The 21,104-nt window shown below is 41.1% G+C and carries 15 protein-coding genes, 1 pseudogene and 1 other annotated feature; of the genes and pseudogenes, 2 read left to right on the forward strand and 14 right to left on the reverse strand.

From position 1 onward, the window contains the following. Window positions 1–41 precede the first annotated feature (41 nt). Window positions 42–2,687 (reverse strand): valine--tRNA ligase, encoded by a 2,646-nt coding sequence (locus tag RCG21_RS26415; RefSeq protein WP_133334414.1) that lies wholly within the window; start codon window positions 2,685–2,687, stop codon window positions 42–44. A gap of 64 nt (window positions 2,688–2,751) precedes the next feature. Next, window positions 2,752–2,981: a binding site (T-box leader), on the reverse strand. 188 nt (window positions 2,982–3,169) lie between these two features. Here RCG21_RS26415 and RCG21_RS26420 point away from each other — a divergent pair. After that, window positions 3,170–3,364 carry a YszA family small membrane protein gene (locus tag RCG21_RS26420; protein WP_133334413.1) on the forward strand — a complete coding sequence of 65 codons (195 nt, stop codon included), beginning with the start codon at window positions 3,170–3,172 and terminating at the stop codon, window positions 3,362–3,364. A gap of 19 nt (window positions 3,365–3,383) precedes the next feature. On the opposite strand, the gene ysxE is transcribed toward RCG21_RS26420, so the two are convergent. From ysxE to hemA, 8 genes are all read right to left on the reverse strand, one after another. After that, window positions 3,384–4,421 (reverse strand): spore coat protein YsxE, encoded by a 1,038-nt coding sequence (gene ysxE / locus RCG21_RS26425; RefSeq protein WP_308913919.1) that lies wholly within the window; start codon window positions 4,419–4,421, stop codon window positions 3,384–3,386. Between the two features lie 77 nt (window positions 4,422–4,498). After that, window positions 4,499–5,581, reverse strand: a complete 1,083-nt coding sequence (gene spoVID, locus RCG21_RS26430; RefSeq protein ID WP_133334411.1) for a stage VI sporulation protein D — start codon at window positions 5,579–5,581, stop codon at window positions 4,499–4,501. A gap of 421 nt (window positions 5,582–6,002) precedes the next feature. Then, window positions 6,003–7,292 carry a glutamate-1-semialdehyde 2,1-aminomutase gene (gene hemL / locus RCG21_RS26435; RefSeq protein ID WP_308913920.1) on the reverse strand — a complete coding sequence of 430 codons (1,290 nt, stop codon included), beginning with the start codon at window positions 7,290–7,292 and terminating at the stop codon, window positions 6,003–6,005. Window positions 7,293–7,314: 22 nt separating this feature from the next. Continuing rightward, window positions 7,315–8,295, reverse strand: coding sequence for a porphobilinogen synthase (gene hemB / locus RCG21_RS26440; RefSeq protein ID WP_133334409.1), 981 nt, complete (start codon window positions 8,293–8,295; stop codon window positions 7,315–7,317). Next, the gene (locus RCG21_RS26445; protein WP_308913921.1) at window positions 8,296–9,072 is read right to left on the reverse strand and encodes a uroporphyrinogen-III synthase; all 777 of its coding nucleotides are present in this window, start codon (window positions 9,070–9,072) and stop codon (window positions 8,296–8,298) included. Continuing rightward, the gene (gene hemC, locus RCG21_RS26450) at window positions 9,069–10,004 is read right to left on the reverse strand and encodes a hydroxymethylbilane synthase (RefSeq protein ID WP_308913922.1); all 936 of its coding nucleotides are present in this window, start codon (window positions 10,002–10,004) and stop codon (window positions 9,069–9,071) included. The genes RCG21_RS26445 and hemC overlap by 4 nt, the downstream gene beginning before the upstream one ends. Before the next feature lie 14 nt (window positions 10,005–10,018). Then, complete coding sequence (gene ccsA, locus RCG21_RS26455) at window positions 10,019–10,852, reverse strand: cytochrome c biogenesis protein CcsA (protein ID WP_026572279.1); 834 nt, start codon at window positions 10,850–10,852, stop codon at window positions 10,019–10,021. A gap of 11 nt (window positions 10,853–10,863) precedes the next feature. Further along, complete coding sequence (hemA, locus tag RCG21_RS26460) at window positions 10,864–12,207, reverse strand: glutamyl-tRNA reductase (RefSeq protein WP_308913923.1); 1,344 nt, start codon at window positions 12,205–12,207, stop codon at window positions 10,864–10,866. A 214-nt stretch (window positions 12,208–12,421) separates the two neighbouring features. Here hemA and RCG21_RS26465 point away from each other — a divergent pair, with 214 nt between their 5' ends. Further along, a complete protein-coding gene (locus RCG21_RS26465; RefSeq protein ID WP_308913924.1) occupies window positions 12,422–12,910 on the forward strand; it encodes a LiaF transmembrane domain-containing protein in 489 nt (162 codons plus the stop codon). A 96-nt stretch (window positions 12,911–13,006) separates the two neighbouring features. On the opposite strand, the gene yihA is transcribed toward RCG21_RS26465, so the two are convergent. The 5 genes and pseudogenes from yihA to tig all read right to left on the reverse strand — a co-directional run bounded on the left by yihA (window position 13,007) and on the right by tig (window position 21,022). Further along, window positions 13,007–13,591 (reverse strand): ribosome biogenesis GTP-binding protein YihA/YsxC, encoded by a 585-nt coding sequence (gene yihA / locus RCG21_RS26470; protein ID WP_133334404.1) that lies wholly within the window; start codon window positions 13,589–13,591, stop codon window positions 13,007–13,009. Continuing rightward, window positions 13,588–15,914 (reverse strand): annotated as a pseudogene (gene lon / locus RCG21_RS26475) (endopeptidase La). Before lon ends, yihA begins: the two are co-directional and overlap by 4 nt. A 324-nt stretch (window positions 15,915–16,238) precedes the next feature. Next, the gene (gene lonB / locus RCG21_RS26480; RefSeq protein ID WP_308913925.1) at window positions 16,239–17,906 is read right to left on the reverse strand and encodes an ATP-dependent protease LonB; all 1,668 of its coding nucleotides are present in this window, start codon (window positions 17,904–17,906) and stop codon (window positions 16,239–16,241) included. A 170-nt stretch (window positions 17,907–18,076) separates the two neighbouring features. Then, window positions 18,077–19,333, reverse strand: coding sequence for an ATP-dependent protease ATP-binding subunit ClpX (gene clpX / locus RCG21_RS26485; protein ID WP_308913926.1), 1,257 nt, complete (start codon window positions 19,331–19,333; stop codon window positions 18,077–18,079). A gap of 411 nt (window positions 19,334–19,744) precedes the next feature. Next, window positions 19,745–21,022 carry a trigger factor gene (gene tig, locus RCG21_RS26490; protein WP_133334401.1) on the reverse strand — a complete coding sequence of 426 codons (1,278 nt, stop codon included), beginning with the start codon at window positions 21,020–21,022 and terminating at the stop codon, window positions 19,745–19,747. Between the last annotated feature and the right edge of the window lie 82 nt (window positions 21,023–21,104).

Raw genomic sequence — 21,104 nt, forward strand, 5'->3', positions numbered from 1 at the left:
TTATGTAAAAGACGAATCCAATGACGGATTCGTCTTATTTATTATAATCCTTTTAGTTCATTTAATCTCGCTTCGACAACTGCTCTCTTTTCAAGATAATCCTGTTCTTTTGCCTTTTCTTCGGCAATGACATTTTCAGGAGCCTTTTTGATAAAGCCTTCATTGCTTAATTTCTTTTGAACTCGTTCTACTTCTTTTGTGAACTTATCGAATTCTTTTTGTAGACGTGCAATTTCTTCCTCAAGATTGATTAAGCCTTCAAGCGGGAGAATGATTTCTAAACCAGTAACAACAGCAGTCATCGCTTTATCCGGTGTTTCAATCGCAATACCCATTTGAAGCTCTTCAGGATTACAGAAACGTTCAATATAAGCACGATTTTTATCAAGCGCTTTAAGAACAGATTCGTCTTTTGCTTTTACAAGCATTTTAATCTTTTTGCTCATTGGGGTATTAACCTCTGCACGGATATTCCGTACAGAACGAATCATTTCTACTAACATTTTCATTTCTTGTGCTGCTTCTTCGTCTGTAAACGAAGGGTTTACCTCAGGCCACTGAGCAGTTGTAATCGATTCGCCACTGTGAGGAAGGTTTTGCCAAATTTCTTCCGTGATAAATGGCATAAACGGATGAAGTAAACGCATTGTGTTATCCAGAACATATGCAAGAATAGAACGTGTTGTTTTCTTCGCCGCTTCATCTTCTCCATATAGAGGCAGCTTTGCCATCTCAATATACCAATCACAGAAGTCATCCCAAATGAAATTGTAAAGGGCACGGCCGACTTCACCAAATTCATAGCGGGCAGAAAGTCTTGTTACTGTTTCAATCGTTTCATTTAATCTTGTTAAAATCCACTTGTCAGCAACTGATTTTTCTCCGCTAAAATCGATTTCCTCAAACTTAAGACCGTCCATGTTCATTAAGGCAAAGCGGGAGGCATTCCAAATTTTATTGGCAAAGTTCCATGTTGCTTCAACCTTTTCAGTGCTGTAACGTAAGTCCTGGCCAGGTGAGCTGCCAGTGGATAAGAAGTAACGGAGTGAGTCAGCGCCGTATTGATCGATGACATCCATTGGGTCTACACCGTTTCCTAAAGACTTACTCATCTTGCGTCCTTGTGCATCACGAACAAGTCCGTGAATTAAAACATCTTTGAAAGGACGTTCGCCTGTGAATTCAATGCTTTGGAAGATCATTCTTGATACCCAGAAGAAGATAATATCATAGCCAGTTACTAGTACATCAGTAGGGAAGTAACGTTTGAAATCAGCTGCTTCTTTGTCAGGCCAGCCCATAGTTGAGAACGGCCATAATGCTGAACTGAACCATGTATCTAATACATCAGTGTCCTGTTCCCAATTCTCGATATCTGCCGGCGGCTCATGGTCTACGTAAACCTCACCTGTTTCCTTGTGATACCAAGCAGGAATACGGTGACCCCACCATAGCTGTCTGGAGATACACCAGTCACGAATGTTTTCCATCCAGTTCATATACGTTTTTTCAAAACGGTCTGGAACAAAGTTTACTTTGTTTTCCTTGCTCTGAAGGGCAATTGCCTCATCCGCAAGTGGCTGCATTTTTACAAACCATTGAGTGGACAGATATGGCTCAACAACCGCACCGCTCCGCTCGGAATGTCCAACCGAATGAAGATGGTCTTCAATTTTGAAAAGAACGCCCAGTTCTTGAAGATCCTTAACAATTTGCTTACGGCATTCAAAACGGTCTTGGCCTTGATACTTGCCTGCATTGGCATTCATCGAGCCATCTTCGTTCATAACGAGAATTCTTTCTAAATTATGACGGTTGCCAATCTCAAAGTCGTTTGGATCATGTGCAGGTGTAATTTTTACAGCCCCTGAACCGAATTCCATATCCACATAGTCATCACCGACGATTGGGATTTCGCGTCCGGTGATTGGCAGGATAACAGTTTTACCAATTAAATGCTTGTAACGGTCATCTTCGGGATGAACAGCAACTGCTGTATCCCCGAGCATGGTTTCTGGACGAGTTGTTGCAATTTCAATATGTCCGGATCCATCGGCTAGTGGATATCTCATATGATAAAACGCGCCTTGAACATCCTTATAAATAACTTCAATATCGGAAAGAGCCGTTTTTGTGGACGGGTCCCAGTTGATAATGTATTCACCGCGATAAATTAAGCCTTTTTTATAAAGCGTAACGAAAACTTCACGAACCGCAGCGGATAAACCTTCATCAAGAGTAAAACGCTCGCGGCTATAATCCAGCCCTAGTCCTAACTTCGACCACTGCTGACGGATATGAGAAGCATATTCTTCCTTCCACTTCCAAGTTTCCTCGACAAATGCTTCACGGCCTAAATCATAACGGCTTTTGCCTTCTTCACGGAGTTTCGCTTCAACCTTTGCTTGTGTAGCGATACCGGCGTGATCCATTCCAGGAAGCCAAAGAACATCGTAGCCTTGCATCCGTTTCATCCGGGTAAGGATATCTTGAAGGGTTGTATCCCACGCATGACCTAAATGAAGTTTTCCTGTTACGTTTGGCGGAGGAATGACAATCGTATATGGTTGTTTCTCTTTATCATCTTTCGCCTCAAAAAATTTGCCTTTCAGCCACCAATCATAACGACCTTGTTCAATCGATTGCGGATCGTATTTGGTCGGCATTGTAATTTCTTTTGTTTCCATCTAAATTTGCCTCCTTTGTTTCTTACAAAAACTGTACCGAAAAATAAAAAAACTCCATTCGTCATAAAAGGACGAATGGAGTTGCTTCGCGGTACCACCTTTTTTCCAATCAAACTACGATTGGCTCTTCATCGGATAACGGATTTCATCCGTCTTCTACTAATGGGATATAGATCCTTTCGCAGAAGAAGCTCAAGGGCGACCTTCCAATGTTCTACTTAGAAAATCTTTCAGCAAATGATTTCCCTCTCTAAAAGCAGATTGCAATGTACTCTTCCCTGTCAGTGCTTAGCTAATTAAATTATATTGTTATACTACCCAAAATAGGGTGTTGACGTCAATAATGATTGCCTATTTTTTTAAATTTTATACTAAGTAGACCTTTTTAAGGTATTAGACAGATTTTAGTATTTTTTTGGGGAATTTGAACGGGGTCAAGAATATACATAAAGAAAGTCAGTTAAAAAGGGAGGACTCTTTCGGTGCGAAGGAGAAAATTCAACAAATTTGCCCACCATCCCTGGTTTCGAGCCTGCCGCAGAATCGCCGCGCAATTTATTGTTCCATTTATTATTTTTCAATTTATCCGTACACTGTTTTTACCGACAGTCTTTGATGTTTTGTTATTATCATTTTTTATCGTTGTCGGCCTTTCACTTATGTTTGAAATTATTTAAAGGAGCCTTGGTAGCAAGATTATTGCTGCTGGGCTCCTTCTTTTGCTAGCTGCTGCTGTTTATCCATTTCGAACATACTTGTCACTACATATTCCGAGTTTTTCAAATGCCAATAACGGCGCTGTAGCTGCCGGACAAACTTTAATTCATTTTTTGTGTCCTGCCTGCGATAATAACCTTCCACACACTGGATCATTGGGACCGGATAAGCTAAATAGCTGTAAAAAAGTAATTTTTCATCCTGTTTAAAAGGAAAATATTTAAAATAATGCTGGACCAATCCTATTGCATCATTATTCCGTTTTGGCATGGTTTCTAAGGATCTTGATAGGTATGGCAGCATGTCATGGATGGGTGACCCATACCGGGCATTTTCAAAATTAATAAAATGGCCGTATCCCCTGTCATCATATAGAAAATGCTCTGAAGATAATTTCCCATGGATTATGACCATCCTGGCTTTCTCTGAGTCTTTCGTTTCTTCATACCAATCTTCGAATCGCTCCTTTGAAAAACGCAGTGCCATACTAATTTCGTTGTAATACAGGCAATACAATAATTCAAACGGCGACATATAGGTCTTATTTTCACATTCTTCAATAAAGCCTTCTAGAAATTCCTGATGTTTTTCCAACTGCTGAATGGTCTTTTCGTAATGCTCTGTTCGTTCTTCCTTGCTCACATCGATTTCTTTTGCCGATAGTGTATGAAGCCTGGCCAGTTCACGGAATAATTGCTGATTTCGGTGAACACGGTCTTCCTTAAGCTCGTTTGACATCCACGGCATCAAATAATACAGCTCATTATTATGGAGGACCGCATACCGGCCATCCATGGTTGGATAAATAGGAACGATGCGGTTATAGCCTTTTTGGTATAAAAGATGGACATGGCGAATAAAATCCGTTCCTGTTGTAGGAGTGATTTTTTTGAGGGCAAAGGTTCCTTTATTGGAATAGACCTTCAGGACACTGCCGAAATCCTCTACAAAATAAGGCTTAATCTGATAATTTTCAAGAATGGGAGAAAGCCGTTCAAGCCAATTGGAGTCATTCATGTTACTCAACTCTCTTTGTTTTTCGGATTTTACAACAAGGTGAGCGGGTTTAAAACCCGCTCATCTGTTAGATATTTCTAATATTTTTTTGCAAATCCAACCGGTATATATAATACCTGCCCTTCATATACATCCTGACTTAGTTCAAGGTTGTTAACACGAAGAAGATTTTGTACGGTCACATCATAACGATCCGCAAGGTTTTCGATTGTTTCTCCTTTTTGAACAATACAAACCTTAAGTTTTGCTTGTTCCGCACCATCTTCCTTGCGTGCAAAAAATTCGGTTAACGTCATGCTTTTCTTTTTGGCAGGCTTTTTCTTCTTCGCTTGCTTTGGAGCCTGTTCAGAGGATGAAGAACTTTCTTCGATCATGTTTACATCCTCTTCGTAATGAACATTTTCCGTTTGAACTTCCGTAATTTCTTCGACCACTTCAAATGGATGGTTCCCTTCGCTGCGTGATTCTTGGAAGCTCCAGGAAGGCTGGTATTGCTCTACAGGCTCATAGTCCTGTGCTTGGTAGGAAAAGTTCGGGAACTGCGGAAATGCTTCTGGTTTCTCTTCCTCTTCACGAGGCTTTCTTGCTTCTGCTTCGAATAGGAAGGATTCCGCATATGGATTTGCCTGTACTGGCTGCTGGTATAATTCCTCTTCGTTTTCATCTTGAGCACGATGGAGAACTTCCAACTCAGGCTGTTCTTCTTCAATTTGCGGCTCGAGCTGTTCTTCATTGCCATATAAGCCGCTAATCGTCAGCTCAGCTGATAGTTTTAGACAACTGCGCTCCGGAAGGGAATAATCAAAGGATTCGACCAGGACGTCAATATCGTAGATGCTTTGAATCCGATTATTCGGGATAGTAATGTCCACTGGAAAGCGGTGCGCAAATTGGCAGACGCCTTCGTCCTGTTCATCTACCCTTTCAACATATTTCTGACTAGCAGCTTGAAATTGCTCGTTTGCATCACTTTCTTGGAAACTCTTATATTCGCCGGTTAATTCCAACGAACCACGAATGATTACGTATTGATCATTTTCCTGGATGGTAATATCCGGGTCTAGGGAAATCGATACAAGTTCTTCGACTTCCTGTCCCTTTCTAAACCACAAAGATTCCTCCAAGGAAAAACGTAGGCTCGATTGATTCTCCTGAGACAAAGCGACTCCTCCTTTCGTTTCCTTCACGTAAAATCACTATGTCACTTACACTCTATGAGGGATGATAAATAAATATGATAAAAAAGCGATTATAGTACGCAAAACTTCGTCAATGTCTTTTTCTATTCGTCTTTCTTAATAGCTGTTTTTATAGGATTGTTGTTTTTTTAATAGGTTTTGATAAGGAAATCTGTTTAGAAAGAGGTTGATTGGAGCGGAAGGTGCGAGACTCCTGCGGGAGCAGCGGGACAGGTGAGACCCCACAGGAGCAAAGCGACGAGGAGGCTCACCGCCCGCCCCGCGGAAAGCGAGCAACCTGGAGTGGAAATCAACCATTCTTGCTCATTAGCACCAAAGTTTACGAAATCAGCCCCTATAATAAGAAAACACCCACCAAAAGGTGAGTGTCCTAGACAAAAGATTATTTTCTAAGCTTTGAAAAAGCATTTTCTGCAGCTTGGATGGTTTTTTCAATATCTTCATCCGAATGCTCGGTGGATAGGAATAGTCCTTCAAATTGGGAAGGCGGTACGAAGATCCCTTGATCCGCCATTTGACGGAAATATTCCGCAAAGAACTCGAGATTCGATGTTTTCGCTGTTTCATAATTGATAACATCTTCATTCGTAAAGAAGAAACCAATCATGGAACCTGCGCGGTTAAACGTAATTGGAATATCGTATTTTTCCGCAGCGGCTTTAAAGCCCTTTTCAAGCAGGTCACCTTTACGGATAAACTCATCATAGTGCTCCGGCGTTAACTGGCTTAATGTTTCATAACCGGCAGTCATGGCAAGCGGATTTCCAGACAATGTTCCAGCCTGATAAATCGAACCGCTTGGTGCGATTCGCTCCATAATCTCCGCTTTACCGCCGTATGCCCCAACAGGAAGTCCGCCGCCGATTACTTTACCAAGAGTCGTTAAGTCAGGAGTAATGTTAAAGTAACCTTGTGCACAATTATAGCCCACCCGGAAACCTGTCATAACCTCATCAAAAATCAACAATGCTCCGTATTGCGTAGTGATTTCACGAAGACCTTCTAAAAATCCTGGCTGTGGCGGCACAAGACCCATATTACCTGCAACTGGTTCAACAATCACACAAGCAATATCCTCGCCAAATTGCTCAAATGCATAGCGCACGCCTTCAAGGTCATTGTACTGAACCGTAACCGTATTTTTCGCAATACCCTCAGGCACCCCTGGGCTGTCAGGCAAACCAAGAGTCGCCACACCGGAACCGGCTTTAATCAGCAATGAATCGCCATGACCGTGGTAGCAGCCTTCAAATTTTAGAATCTTGTCACGGCCGGTATATCCGCGAGCTAAGCGTAAAGCACTCATTGTTGCTTCCGTTCCGGAGTTAACCATACGGATGATTTCAATCGAAGGTACCCGTTCTTTTACAAGCTGGGCTAATTGGTTTTCCAATACTGTCGGTGCGCCAAAGCTTGTACCCATTTCTGCTTGTTTTTTCAAAGACTCGACCACTTGATCGTTTGAGTGGCCAAGAATAAGCGGCCCCCATGATAACACATAATCAATGTACTCATTTCCATCAATATCATAAACTTTTGACCCTTTGCCCCGCTCCATAAAAATCGGATCCATATTGACCGATTTAAAAGCGCGCACAGGACTGTTTACGCCGCCTGGCATGAGTGTTTGGGCTTCTTTAAAGGCTTCAATCGATTTTGTATACGAACGCATTGCAATCCCTCATTTCACTTGATTATTCTTCTTCTTTTAACCAGCGAATCGCGTCTTTAGCTGCATAAGTAATAATTAGGTCAGCTCCTGCCCGCTTCATGCCGTATAACATTTCAAGAACAGTCTTTTTCTCGTCAATCCAGCCGTTTAATGCTGCAGCTTTAATCATCGAATACTCACCGCTGACGTTGTAAACAACCACTGGAAGATTGAAGTTATTTTTAATATCACGAACGATATCAAGGTATGGCATACCTGGTTTTACAATTAAGAAATCGGCACCTTCAGCAACATCCGATTCTGCTTCTCTAAACGCTTCCATACGGTTTGCCGGATCCATTTGATACGTTTTACGATCACCAAATTGTGGCGCACCTTCTGCTGCCTCACGGAAAGGTCCGTAAAATGCAGATGCGTATTTAACGGCATAGGACATGATTGGGATTTCTGTGAATCCCGCTTCATCTAGTCCGACACGGATAGCCGCCACAAACCCATCCATCATATTGGAAGGAGCAATAATGTCCGCTCCGGCCTTCGCTTGGGCTACCGCTGTTTTTACCAGTAAGTCCAGCGACTGGTCATTCAGAATTTTTTCCCCTTCGACCACACCACAGTGACCGTGACTGGTGTATTCGCACAGGCATGTATCTGCAACAACAAGTACATCAGGGTATTTTTCTTTAATAAAACGAGTTGCTTCTTGAACAATCCCATGATCATGGAATGCTTGTGTACCGCACTCATCTTTTTCAGCTGGAATTCCAAATAATAGAACCGCTTTAATACCATGTGCAACGATATCTTCCATTTCCGCTTGAAGATTGTCCATTGAAACTTGGAATACTCCCGGCATCGAAGAAACCTCTTTGCGAATGTTTTCCCCTTCATAAATAAACAGTGGATAAATGAAGTCTTCTGCCTTTAAGTGATTCTCTCTCACAAGTGCACGCATGCTTGCACTTGAACGCAGGCGGCGGTGACGTGAAAATTGTAAATCCATTTATAATTCCTCCCTCTCAATATAAGCAATCGTACTTTTTATCATTTCCTTAACCGTATATTCCTCCGGAGAGACATGAACCGGCAATCCATACGAAAGTAATTTTTGCTTGGTTATAGGGCCTATACAGCCGATTATGCAGCCCGTTAATTTACCTCTCAATTCTAAGTCATTAATGACACCCATAAAATTGTCCACGGTTGAAGGACTGGTAAACAATAAAATATCCAATTGTTTTTCAGTAAGCATACTCGCTAACTTCATTCGGTTCTCTTCAGGCATAAATGTTTCGTAAATGACCACTTCATCAACTATTGCACCCGCAATACGTAATGAAGCAGCAATATAATCTCTGGCCAAATTTCCTTTAGGAATTAGAACCCTCAAACTAGGACGAACAATCGGTAAAAATTCTTCCACAAATGTCTCAGCAACAAATGCGGAGGGTACAAATTCAGCCTGCAGTCCCTTCGCTGCCAATCCCTCTGCGGTTTTTTTGCCAATCACGGCAATTTTCGGCCGGCTTTGTTGTCCCGGTAAAAACGAGAAGAATGTTTCCACCGTCACATTGCTCGTAAAAATAATCCAGTCATATGTATCAAGAGCCTTCAAGCAGGCTTGAAGGCGTTGATTGCTTTCAATCGGCCGAAAGGCAATCAGAGGAATTTCAACAGGGATCCCTCCATAGGTTTCGACGAGCTGCGAAAAGGATTTTGCTTGATTTTCACCCCTTGGAACAAGGACCTTTTTTTCAAGCAAAGGGGAAGGCTTAATCATTTCCCCTCAAGCTCCCGCTTCACCCGGTCAATCAAGTCTTTTGCCCCTTTTTGAATTAAAAGGTCAGCTGCTTGAACCCCTAACTCTTCCGGATTATTCCCGCGAAGCTCTTCTTTATATACTTCTCTTCCTTCAGGGGATGCGACTAAAACCTTCAGGGCAATTTCATCGTTATCTTCAACCGTTGCAAAGCCGGCAATCGGCACCTGGCAGCCGCCCTCCATTTTTTGCAAGAAAGCACGCTCTGCGCGGACAGCAAGCTCTGTTTTTTTGCAGGTGAATTTCTCAAATAATTCGAGGAGCTCATGGTCATCTTCACGGCATTCAATCGATAAGGCACCCTGACCAACAGCCGGGATACATAGATCCGCATCTAAAAATTCCGTAACCGTCTTACTTGCCCAACCAAGACGGGATAGACCAGCTGCCGCTAGAATGATTGCATCATATTCTTCTTCCTTCAGCTTGCTTAATCTTGTATCGACATTGCCGCGAATCCATTTAATTTCTAAATCAGGGCGCTGAACTAATAGCTGGGCACTGCGTCTTAAACTGCTAGTCCCAATAATCGCACCCGGTTTTAAATCATTTAACTTAATATGGTCTCTGGAAATAAGCGCATCACGGTGGTCCTCACGGAAAGGAATGCAGCCAATCGTAAGTCCCTCCGGCAGAACAGCAGGCATATCTTTCATACTGTGGACGGCCATATCAATCTCTTTGTTTAGCATGGCTTGCTCAATTTCTTTAACAAATAACCCTTTTCCGCCAACCTTTGAAAGGGTTACGTCCTGGATTTTATCACCCTTGGTCACGATTTCTTTTACTTCAAATTCAAAGGGTGCACCAAGTTTTTTTAGCTGATTAATGACCCAATTGGTTTGAGTTAATGCTAATTTGCTTCGTCTGGAACCTACGATAATTTTTCTCATGATTGCCTCCTAGTTTACGAGTACCACAAATGAAATGATGATAATCGACCAAATAAGAAAAAGTTAATTAATACGATTAAAAAGGATGCGACATTCCATAAGGCTAAATTTTTCCCATGGATGTTTTTTACAGTCCGTAAATATAAAAAGATGCTATAGGCTGTTAGCAATAAAAACGACCCGATGATCTTCATATCATACCAATCCATCCCGGGAAGCTTGAGAAACGCCCACTGCAGCCCTAAAATTAAGCCTAGCAAAAGCATTGGCACACCAATAATCGCAGTTATGTATGACAGTCTCTCCAGTTTTTCCAAATCTGCAAGCCTTAATAATCGCTTGCCCCATTTCTTTCGTTTCAATAAATCATATTGAAGCAAATATAACAGGGAGAAAACGAAGGATAATGAAAAAGCTCCGTAAGAAAGTATGGCCATCGTGATATGAATCAGCAGCAATTCGGAAACCAGCCGATTTGCCATCACATGCGAATGGTATTGCATCGGGGCAAAGGTATGAATCGCCATGACAATAAAGCCAAGGATATTGGTAAAAAAGACGATAAAATCAATCCGCAAGAAACGATTGATCCCAAGTGATAGTGTGACTAATACCCAGGCATAAAAATAAAGCCCCTCAAAAATGGTGAGTACAGGGAACCTTCCTGTTTTAACCATATAGAAAAACAAAAAGACGGTTTGCAAAATCCATACAAACGCAAGTAACCAGAAGGCAATACGATTTGCCTTCCGGTTATGGTGAATGAAGTCGAAAAAATATAACAACACACTGAAGGCATATAGAACAACGGTAAGTTCGTGCAGCCTTGTCATTAAGACACTAAACATCGAACGGCCCCTTAGACTTCAAAGGCAGCCTGCACTTTAGAAACGGGTGAAGGTTTTGATTCAGCTGCTTTCAATTGTTGTTCCTTTGCAAGCTCTTCAATATTAAATATTTGTTTAAATAACGCCATCGCCTGTTCCGCATCTGGTCTTGCAGACAATTCTTTCGCTGATAAAATTGGATCTTTTAGAAGCTGATTAATAATGCTCTTTGTATGCTTATTTAATACTTTTATGTCTCGGTCTGATAAGTTTGGAAGCTTTCGTTCCAAGCTAACCATTGTTTCGGCCTGAATCGCAAGGGCTTTTTCTCTAAGTGCTGAAATGACCGGTACGACACCAAGCGTGCCAAGCCATTGCTTGAATTCAACGATTTCCTTTTCAATCATCAGCATGATCTTCTCAGCAGCTCTCTTGCGCTCTTGCAGGTTCGCTTCCACAATGCCTTCTAGGTCATCAATATCGTAAAGGAAGACATTTTCAAGCTCAGCAATTTGCGGATCTAGATCACGCGGCACGGCAATATCGACCATAAATAAGGGCTTGCCCTTCCGCGCTTTTTCAACCTTTGCCATCATTGGCTTTGTGATGACAAAATCCTTTGCTCCTGTTGAGCTGATTAAAATATCTGCTTCTACAAGCGCTTTTTGAAGCTCTTCATGTCCTCTTGCCTCACCGCCAAAGCGTGTGGCAAGCTCTTGTGCTTTTTCAAATGTACGGTTGATTACCGTTACTTTTTTAACCCCATTGCCATGTAAGTTTTGAGCAGCTAATTCGCCCATTTTTCCCGCACCAAAAATTAAAACGTGCTTACCAGATAATGAACCGAAGATTTTCTTCGCCAATTCAACCGCAGCATAGCTGACAGATACGGCATTTGCCCCGATATCCGTTTCAGAATGCCCCCGTTTTGCCACCGTTACCGCTTGTTTAAATAGGTGGTTGAACACAGTGCCGGTAATATTTTCTTCTTGTGCAAGCATAAAGCTTGTTCGTACCTGTCCAAGAATCTGCGTCTCCCCTAAAACCATGGAATTTAATCCGCATGTTACATTGAACAGATGCTCCACTGCACCATCTTCTTCATACACAAATAAATACGGAGAAAACTCCGCTTGGTCAAGTCCAAACCATTCTGACAGAAATTCCTTTATATAATAGCGGCCTGTATGTAATTGATCGACAACCGCATAAATTTCCGTACGATTACATGTAGAAAGAATAATGTTTTCCAGGATGCTTTTCTTTGCGTTTAATTTTTTCATGGCATCCACAAGATCGGATTGATTAAATGTCAACCGCTCACGGATTTCTACAGGGGCAGTTTTATAGTTTACACCGATCACTAATATATGCATTGATTAAGACACCCCCCGTAAGATTGCAAATTTAACTAGTATGATTATACCATGGATAATTTGTTTATTTACCCGAAAAATGTGAACAGAAAATGAAACTATATGATATGATTATGAATTGATAAGGATTCTATTTCGACAAATTCCTTCCTTATGTACAGTATCAAAAAAACGAACGATATTCAAGTGAACCTTTCTGGAAGTGGTGGTTTAGATGAAAAATCAACGAATTTTTCCTGGAATTATTCTGCTCGGCTTTGGAGCTTATTTTTTACTACAGCAATCACATATCACTCTTTTTAAACAATTTTATACGTGGCCAACCTTGCTTCTTATTGTTGGCGCAGCTTTCCTTGGTCAAGGCTATGCCGCTAAGGACCATGAGGGAATTCTTCCCGGGGTGATTATGTTTGGTTTTGGGTTGCATTTTCATCTTGTCGGACAGGTATCTTTTTGGCCTCAGAACACGATTGGAATGCTAATGCTGATTATTTCATTAGGGTTTTTTCTTCGTTTTCAAAGAGCGAATACAGGTTTATTTCAAGCCTTCTTATTTCTAATTTTAGCTGTTTTGCTGCTGTTTTATGATAAAATTGCCGGATATTTCGGCTTTCTGCAAAACGGTTTGTCCATTATTTGGAAATATTGGCCCGTCCTCTTAATTATTGTTGGTATTTATTTTATACTGAAACGCAAAAAATAAACGCCCGGGATCGATCCCGGGCGTTTATTTTGTCTAGCTGCAGCGCCCCAGCCCCTCTAGGTTGCTTCGGGGCTGAACGAGGCGCTTTCGCTTTTCTTATTTCATATAGCTTTGCAGCAGTGACCAGACCTGATCTTTCCCTAAACCAGTTTCTGATGAAAAAAGAACAATATGGTCATTCGGGTCTAGATCCAAGGTTTCACGGGTTACCTTTAAATGCTTTTGCCATTTCCCTTTTGGGATTTTATCCGCCTTCGTGGCGATAATGATACATGGGATTTCGTAATGCTTTAAAAAATCATACATCATAATATCGTCCTGTGTCGGCGGATGTCTTAAGTCAACAATTAATACAACGGCTTTTAGCTGTTCCCGGGAAGTTAAGTATGTTTCAATCATTTTCCCCCAGGCAGCACGCTCCGTTTTTGAAACCTTAGCATAGCCATAACCAGGAACATCAACAAAATGGAGCACTTCATTTATGATAAAAAAGTTTAAGGTTTGTGTTTTTCCCGGCTTGGAAGAAATCCTTGCTAAAGCTTTTCGACCTAACATTCGATTAATAAAAGATGATTTTCCTACATTGGAACGCCCCGCTAAGGCGAATTCCGGTATATCTGTTTCAGGATATTGCTCTGGCTTTACAGCGCTGATGACAATATCTGCACTTATTACTTTCATTTTACGACTCCTTCAAGCAGAGCATGTTTTAATACCTCATCTACATGCGATACAAGCACAAACTCAATTTCATTTCGAATACTTTCTGGGATATCCTCAATATCCTTTTCATTATCCTTCGGGAGAATGACCTTTGTTAATCCGGCTCTGTGAGCACTTAAGGTTTTTTCTTTCAATCCGCCAATTGGAAGAACGCGACCTCTTAACGTGATTTCTCCCGTCATTCCGACTTCACGACGGATTGGTCTTCCGGATAATGCTGAGACAAGCGCCGTTGCAATGGTGATCCCCGCAGATGGCCCGTCTTTCGGAACGGCGCCTTCCGGAACATGAATATGGATATCATATTTTTCATGGAAATTTTCCTCGATGCCAAGTTCCTTCGACTTCGAACGAACATAACTGAATGCCGCCTGGGCCGACTCCTTCATGACATCACCGAGTTTACCTGTTAAAACTAGCTTGCCTTTACCCGGTGCCAGTGAAACTTCAATTTGCAGCGTATCCCCCCAACGGTTGTGTACGCTAATCCGGTTGCAACCCCCACCTGATCCTCTGCTTCTGCCTGACCATAACGGAATCTTGGCTTGCCTAAAAATTCCTCGATGTTTTTTTCGGTAATAATGACTCGTTTTTTCTCACCGGAAACAACGATTTTAGCCGTTTTCCGGCAAAGGGTCGCCATTTGCCGTTCAAGACTCCGAACCCCTGCTTCACGTGTATAATAACGGACGACCTTTAAAATTGCATCATCACGAACCTGAAGAATTCCCTTGGAAAGTCCATTTTCTTTAATTTGTTTTGGTAACAAGTGATCTCTTGTAATATGAACTTTTTCAATTTCGGTATAACCTGCAATTGTAATGATTTCCATTCTGTCTAACAACGGCCCCGGAATAGTAGACAAATTATTGGCCGTGGCAATAAACATGACCTTTGATAAATCATACGTCTCTTCAATATAATGGTCGCTGAAATTATGGTTTTGCTCCGGGTCAAGCACCTCCAGCATGGCTGCAGAAGGATCACCGCGGAAATCACTGGACATCTTATCGATCTCATCCAGTAAAAAGACTGGGTTAATCGTGCCCGCCTTTTTCATTCCTTGAATAATTCTTCCCGGCATAGCCCCGACATAGGTTCTTCTGTGGCCGCGGATTTCCGATTCATCTCGGACACCGCCAAGAGAAATCCGGACAAAATTACGATTAAGAGAGGTCGCAATCGATTTTGCCAGACTTGTTTTCCCTACCCCTGGAGGCCCAGCTAAACAAAGAATGGGCCCTTTTAACGAATTGGTCAGCTTTTGAACAGCTAAATATTCAAGTACCCGCTCTTTCACCTTTTCAAGACCATAGTGATCTTCATTTAAGATTCGCTCCGCACGATTGATATCAATATCATCGTCCGTTTTCTTTGACCATGGAATCGAAATTAACCATTCAATATAATTGCGGATTACTGCACTTTCAGCAGAGCTTGATGGAACTTTTTCGTAACGATCCAATTCTTTCAATGCTGTTTGTTTTACATGGTCCGGCATTCCAGCCTTTTCAATCTTTTCAGTAAGATCAGCGACCTCCCCGGTTTTACCTTCCTTATCACCTAATTCTTTTTGAATCGCCTTCATCTGTTCACGCAAATAATATTCCTTTTGCGTTCTTTCCATTGAGCGCTTTACTCGCTGGCCGATTTTCTTTTCAAGATTAAGGACTTCTTTTTCATTATGGATGGTATCAATGACGAGGCTCATTCGTTCTTTCACGTCAATCGTTTCAAGAATCGTCTGCTTATCCTTAAGTTTAATCGGTAAATGGGAGGCAATGATATCTGCCATCCTTCCGGGTTCTTCAATATCGGTAACTGATGCAAAAGTTTCAGCAGAGATTTTTTTCGATAGTTTTATGTATTGCTCGAAATAATCAAGCATCGTTCTCATCAGGGCTTGATCTTCCACATCTTTTGTATCCGGGTCATCGTATGTTTGAATGACGACAGAATAATAATCTTCTTCGTCATGAAAGGTTACGATTTCAGCCCTGCTAAGTCCTTCCACCAGCACACGGATGGTCCCATTTGGGAGCTTTAGCATTTGCTTTACTTTTGTCAAAGTCCCAATTTTATATATGTCCTCTTCCAAAGGCTCATCTATTGACACATCTTTTTGGGTTGTTAAAAAAATTAAGTGGTCATCTACCATCGCTTTTTCTAGGGCTTGAACCGATCTTTCCCGTCCTACATCTAAATGAAGGACCATTGTCGGATAAACAAGCAGCCCCCGAAGCGGCAGGAGGGGGACGATTATTTCATTGTTTTTCGCCAAAATACTGCACCTCCAAAAATCAATATTTCCATTAGTGAATTAGAATTCATCTTTGTACAATTCTATCCTATTTGCAAAAAAGTGTCTATTTATAAGAAAAGCGGAAGCGCCTTGGTCAGCCCCGACAAGGCTTTAGGTCCTTCGGTGAAGTCGTTCTTTGACTTCATCGTCAGGTCCGAAGCAACCTCGAGGGGCTAGGCGCTGGAGCTAGACTATAAAAGAAAAGCGTGTTAGATATGATTCTATTTTCCCCAATCATTTCGTTTTCTTCCATGCCAATAAAAAACTTCGGTTTGTTTTTGTTTACAAACCGAAGTTTATTTTTCAAATAGATTCTTTCTTTGAAAGTTCAATGGACGCCGGAATAACTTTGTTCCGGGCTAACTCATTGACCAAGGCAATCTCAAATACTTCATGTAAATGAGTGACTGGAACTATATTGATGCCCTCAATTTCATTTAAAATCGACTGCATGTTTTCTTCCGGGATAATAACCGTTTCTGCACCGGCCTTTTTCGCTGCCTTCACCTTTGGATAAACACCGCCAATTGGTTTGACGTTACCATGAATGCTAATTTCCCCAGTCATGGCTACCTTGTTATCGATCGGAATTTTATAAATGGCCGAATAAATTCCGGTTGCCATCGCAATTCCCGCTGATGGTCCGTCAATTGGAACTCCGCCTGGGAAATTCACATGGATATCGAAGTCATCAGCAGGAACTCCCATCGAACGTAATACGGTAATCACATTTTCAATCGAACCGCGTGCCATACTTTTGCGGCGAATCGATTTGCCTTGACCGCCAATACTTTCCTCTTCCACAATACCGGTAATATTAATCGAACCCTTTTCTTTTGCTGGAATTACCGTTACTTCAATTTCTAGAAGCGCACCGGAATTCGGGCCGTAAACAGCAAGCCCATTCACAAGACCAACTTGGGAATCATCATTAATTTTTCTTTCCATGCGCGGTGACATTTGACTGGAATGAATCACCCATTCAATATCTTCGTCTTTTAAAAAGTCTCGTTCCTCTTGAATGGCGAGGCCGGCTGCAATTTGCACTAAATTAACTGCTTCCCGCCCATTTCTTGCATAGTTTGAAAGTGTTTCAACACCGTTTTCACTTATGGATAGGTTCACTTTATCTGCTGCTTTTCTTGCAACTAAACTAATTTCCTCCTCGCTTAATTCACGGAAAAACACTTCCATACAGCGCGAACGAATCGCCGGGGGAATTTCATTCGGTGTTCTTGTTGTTGCCCCAATTAACCGGAAATCGGCAGGGAGTCCATTTTTAAAAATATCATGGATATGTGTTGGGATTTGATTATTTTCCTCATTATAATAGGCACTTTCTAGGAAAACCTTCCGATCCTCTAACACCTTTAACAATTTATTCATTTGGATAGGATGCAATTCACCAATTTCATCAATAAATAATACGCCGCCATGTGCATTTGTTACGGCGCCTTGCTTTGGCTGTGGAATTCCAGCTTGTCCCATTGCCCCAGCTCCTTGATAGATCGGGTCATGTACAGAGCCAATTAATGGGTCGGCAATTCCCCGTTCATCAAATCGGGCGGTTGTCGCATCAAGTTCAATAAAAACAGATGCCGGTTTGAATGGTGATTTGCTATTTTTTTTCGCTTCTTCAAGAACTAAGCGGGCTGCAGCTGTTTTCCCTACACCAGGCGGTCCGTAAATGATGACATGCTGTGGATTGGGACCGCATAATGCCGCCTTTAATGATTTAATTCCATCCTCCTGCCCAACAATATCTTTAAAGCTAGTAGGACGTACTTTTTCTGATAATGGTTCGGTTAAAGAAATGGATCTCATTTTGCGAAGCTGCTCCATTTCCTTTCTTGATTCTCTATCGATGGATACTTTTTGTGTTCGCTGATTTCTAAGCAAATTCCAAAAATAAAGCCCAATGATGATTCCAAAAAAGAGCTGTATAAATAAGGCAATCCCCGTCCAACTCATACTATCCCCTCCTGCAGATTAATTCTGATAGATATTTTCAGTATTTCCTGCGATTGGGTGTAATAAACCACAAATTGTGCGGTTTGGTAAGAAAAAGAACCTGGCACACCGCCAGGTTCTTTGATTGTTTAGCTAAAGTGCCTGTAATTAGGTACTTTAACACGTTTTCATTATGCAGATTTTTCGTTGGCAACAGTTCCGTCTTCTAGAATCAGCTTCGGTTCACTGTTATCTAAAACCGTTTCCTGCGTGATGATACACTTCGTGATATCATTTCTTGATGGAAGATCAAACATCACATCAAGCATGATTCCTTCAATAATAGAACGTAAGCCGCGGGCACCTGTTTTTCGTTCAATCGCTTTTTTCGCGATTTCCACTAGAGCGCCTTCTTCGAATTCAAGATTTACATCATCAATTTCAAGCATTTTTTGGTATTGCTTCACCAAAGCATTCTTCGGCTTCGTTAAGATTTCAATTAAAGCACCTTCATCTAATTGCTCAAGGCTTGCAATAACAGGTAAACGTCCGATAAATTCCGGAATTAAACCAAAGCGAAGCAAGTCCTCAGGCAATACTTTTGAAAGAAGCTCTTTTTGTCCAATTTCTTGGGTCTTAACATCTGAGCCGAATCCAATGACTTTTTGCCCTAAACGGCGTTTAATGATTGGTTCGATGCCATCAAATGCACCACCGCAAATAAATAGAATATTCGTTGTATCAATTTGGATAAATTCTTGATGCGGATGTTTTCTGCCGCCTTGTGGAGGAACACTTGCAACCGTACCTTCAAGAATTTTTAATAATGCCTGTTGAACGCCTTCACCGGAAACATCTCTTGTAATCGATGGATTTTCCGATTTACGGGCAATTTTATCAATCTCATCAATATAAATGATGCCCTTTTCTGCCTTTTCAACATCATAATCAGCAGCTTGGATTAATTTAAGCAAAATATTTTCAACATCTTCACCAACATAACCAGCCTCGGTTAATGAAGTTGCATCGGCAATCGCAAATGGTACGTTAAGAATGCGCGCTAATGTTTGTGCTAATAACGTTTTCCCACTACCAGTTGGTCCAATCATACAAATATTACTCTTTGCAAGCTCAACATCATCAATCTTACTATTGGAATTAATCCGCTTATAGTGATTATAAACGGCTACCGATAATGATTTCTTAGCCTGATCCTGGCCGATGACATATTCATCAAGAATTTCACAGATTTCTTTTGGCTTTGGAACATCTTTAAATTCTACTTCTTCTTCTGTTCCAAGTTCTTCCTCAACAATCTCTGTGCAAAGCTCGATACACTCATCACATATATAAACTCCTGGACCCGCAACCAGCTTTCGAACTTGATCCTGTGTTTTACCACAGAAAGAACATTTTAATTGCCCTTTTTCATCATTAAATTTAAACAATCTTTTCACCCCTTGATACTTGTTGTCACACAATTTTAAAGCTGCGAATCCCAAATAAATCCGAATCTTTTTTCTTCTATTTTTAGTGGTATGTATTGCATTGTAACACATGTTGCCGATGGACTGGAAATAAAAAGCCTTATGTTTGCTACTGTTAAATTTACTGGGATTCGCCATCATAACAGAAACTTATGTACCCATTAAGCATAACCATAATTTTAAAAAATCAACCTTAAATCCATTTGGTTTAATTTAATTCGATATGTAATTCCATTTTTCCTGCCCATCTGCAAAAATGTATAAGGCTTTTCATGAGGTTTAATAAAAAGGTTTCCCTACCCCTATTATAATATGTAATCGATAAAATGTATAAAACAAGGCACGATGGAATCGTGCCTTGCTAAAAATTAATTATTTTTTGTTTTCAACAAGAAAGTCAACTGCTTTTTTAAGCTGAAGATCTGCTTTGATTCCTTCAACTCCGCCAAGTGCTGCTTTGATATTGTCAACTGTCATATTGTACATGCCAGCCATTTTTTCAAGTTCAGCATTAACGTCTTCATCAGTTGCTTCAAGATTTTCTGCCTTCGCAATTGCTTCAAGCGTTAAGTTTATACGTACACGCTTGGCTGCTTCTTCTTTCATTTGCTCGCGCAAGGCATTTTCATCTTGACCTGAGAATTGGAAGTAAAGCTCAAGGTTCATACCTTGCATTTGCAAGCGTTGTTCGAACTCTTGAAGCATACGGTTTACTTCGCTATCGATCATAACAGCTGGGATTTCTACTTCAGCATTTTCAGCCGCTTTTTCCACTACAGTATCACGTAGGTTATGCTCAGCTTCATGCTTTTTACTGTCTTCTAAACGAGTTTTAATTTTTTCTTTTAATGCATCCAATGTTTCAACTTCATCATCTACATCTTTTGCAAACTCATCATCAAGTGTTGGAAGTTCTTTTCCTTTAATTTCATGAACAGTTACTTTGAAAACTGCTGGTTTACCTGCAAGCTCTGCAGCATGATATTCTTCAGGGAAAGATACTTCTACGTCTTTTGATTCGCCGGCAGCAACTCCAACAAGCTGCTCTTCAAAGCCAGGGATGAAAGAGCCAGAACCTAACTCAAGTGAGTGGTTTTCAGCTTTTCCGCCTTCAAATGCTTCACCGTCAACGAAACCTTCAAAGTCGATGATCACAGTATCACCGTTTTCAGCTTTACCTTCTTCTTTTACAACAAGTTCAGCTTGACGATTTTGAAGTGTTTCTAATTCTTTTTGTACGTCTTCATCTGTAACATTTGTTTCAAGCTCTTCTACTTCTAGACCTTTGTACTCGCCTAATTTTACTTCAGGCTTAACTGTAACAGTAGCTTTGAAGATAAGCTCTTTGCCTTTTTCCATTTGCTCGATATCAATATCAGGACGATCAACTGGCTCGATACCTGTTTCATCGATTGCATTTCCATATGCTTCAGGAAGAATGATATCTAAAGCATCTTGATATAATGATTCAACACCAAAGCGCTTTTCAAACATGCCACGAGGCATTTTCCCTTTACGGAATCCTGGAACATTTACTTGTTTTACAACTTTTTGGAATGCTTCGTCTAATCCTTTGCTTACTTCCTCAGCACTTACTTCAACTGTAAGAACACCGCGGTTTCCTTCTAATTTTTCCCACTTAGCTGTCATACCGTTTTTTCCCTCCAACATCTATTCTCATTTCATTCGTAACGAATTGTATGAATATGTCTTGTTCTATCAAGTCATTATC

It is taken from the genome of Bacillus salipaludis (assembly GCF_030938565.1).
Taxonomy (GTDB): domain Bacteria; phylum Bacillota; class Bacilli; order Bacillales; family Cytobacillaceae; genus Neobacillus; species Neobacillus salipaludis_A.

Excerpts from the sequence above, each read along its gene's own strand:
- hemB (WP_133334409.1), bottom strand. The coding sequence starts at position 8,295 with ATGGATTTACAATTTTCACGTCACCGCCGCCTGCGTTCAAGTGCAAGC.
- ccsA (WP_026572279.1), bottom strand. The coding sequence starts at position 10,852 with ATGTTTAGTGTCTTAATGACAAGGCTGCACGAACTTACCGTTGTTCTA.
- hemL (WP_308913920.1), bottom strand. The coding sequence starts at position 7,292 with ATGCGTTCGTATACAAAATCGATTGAAGCCTTTAAAGAAGCCCAAACA.
- RCG21_RS26465 (WP_308913924.1), top strand. The coding sequence starts at position 12,422 with ATGAAAAATCAACGAATTTTTCCTGGAATTATTCTGCTCGGCTTTGGA.
- tig (WP_133334401.1), bottom strand. The coding sequence starts at position 21,022 with ATGACAGCTAAGTGGGAAAAATTAGAAGGAAACCGCGGTGTTCTTACA.
- ysxE (WP_308913919.1), bottom strand. The coding sequence starts at position 4,421 with ATGAATGACTCCAATTGGCTTGAACGGCTTTCTCCCATTCTTGAAAAT.
- yihA (WP_133334404.1), bottom strand. The coding sequence starts at position 13,591 with ATGAAAGTAATAAGTGCAGATATTGTCATCAGCGCTGTAAAGCCAGAG.
- lonB (WP_308913925.1), bottom strand. The coding sequence starts at position 17,906 with ATGAGTTGGACGGGGATTGCCTTATTTATACAGCTCTTTTTTGGAATC.
- hemC (WP_308913922.1), bottom strand. The coding sequence starts at position 10,004 with ATGAGAAAAATTATCGTAGGTTCCAGACGAAGCAAATTAGCATTAACT.
- RCG21_RS26415 (WP_133334414.1), bottom strand. The coding sequence starts at position 2,687 with ATGGAAACAAAAGAAATTACAATGCCGACCAAATACGATCCGCAATCG.
- RCG21_RS26445 (WP_308913921.1), bottom strand. The coding sequence starts at position 9,072 with ATGATTAAGCCTTCCCCTTTGCTTGAAAAAAAGGTCCTTGTTCCAAGG.
- hemA (WP_308913923.1), bottom strand. The coding sequence starts at position 12,207 with ATGCATATATTAGTGATCGGTGTAAACTATAAAACTGCCCCTGTAGAA.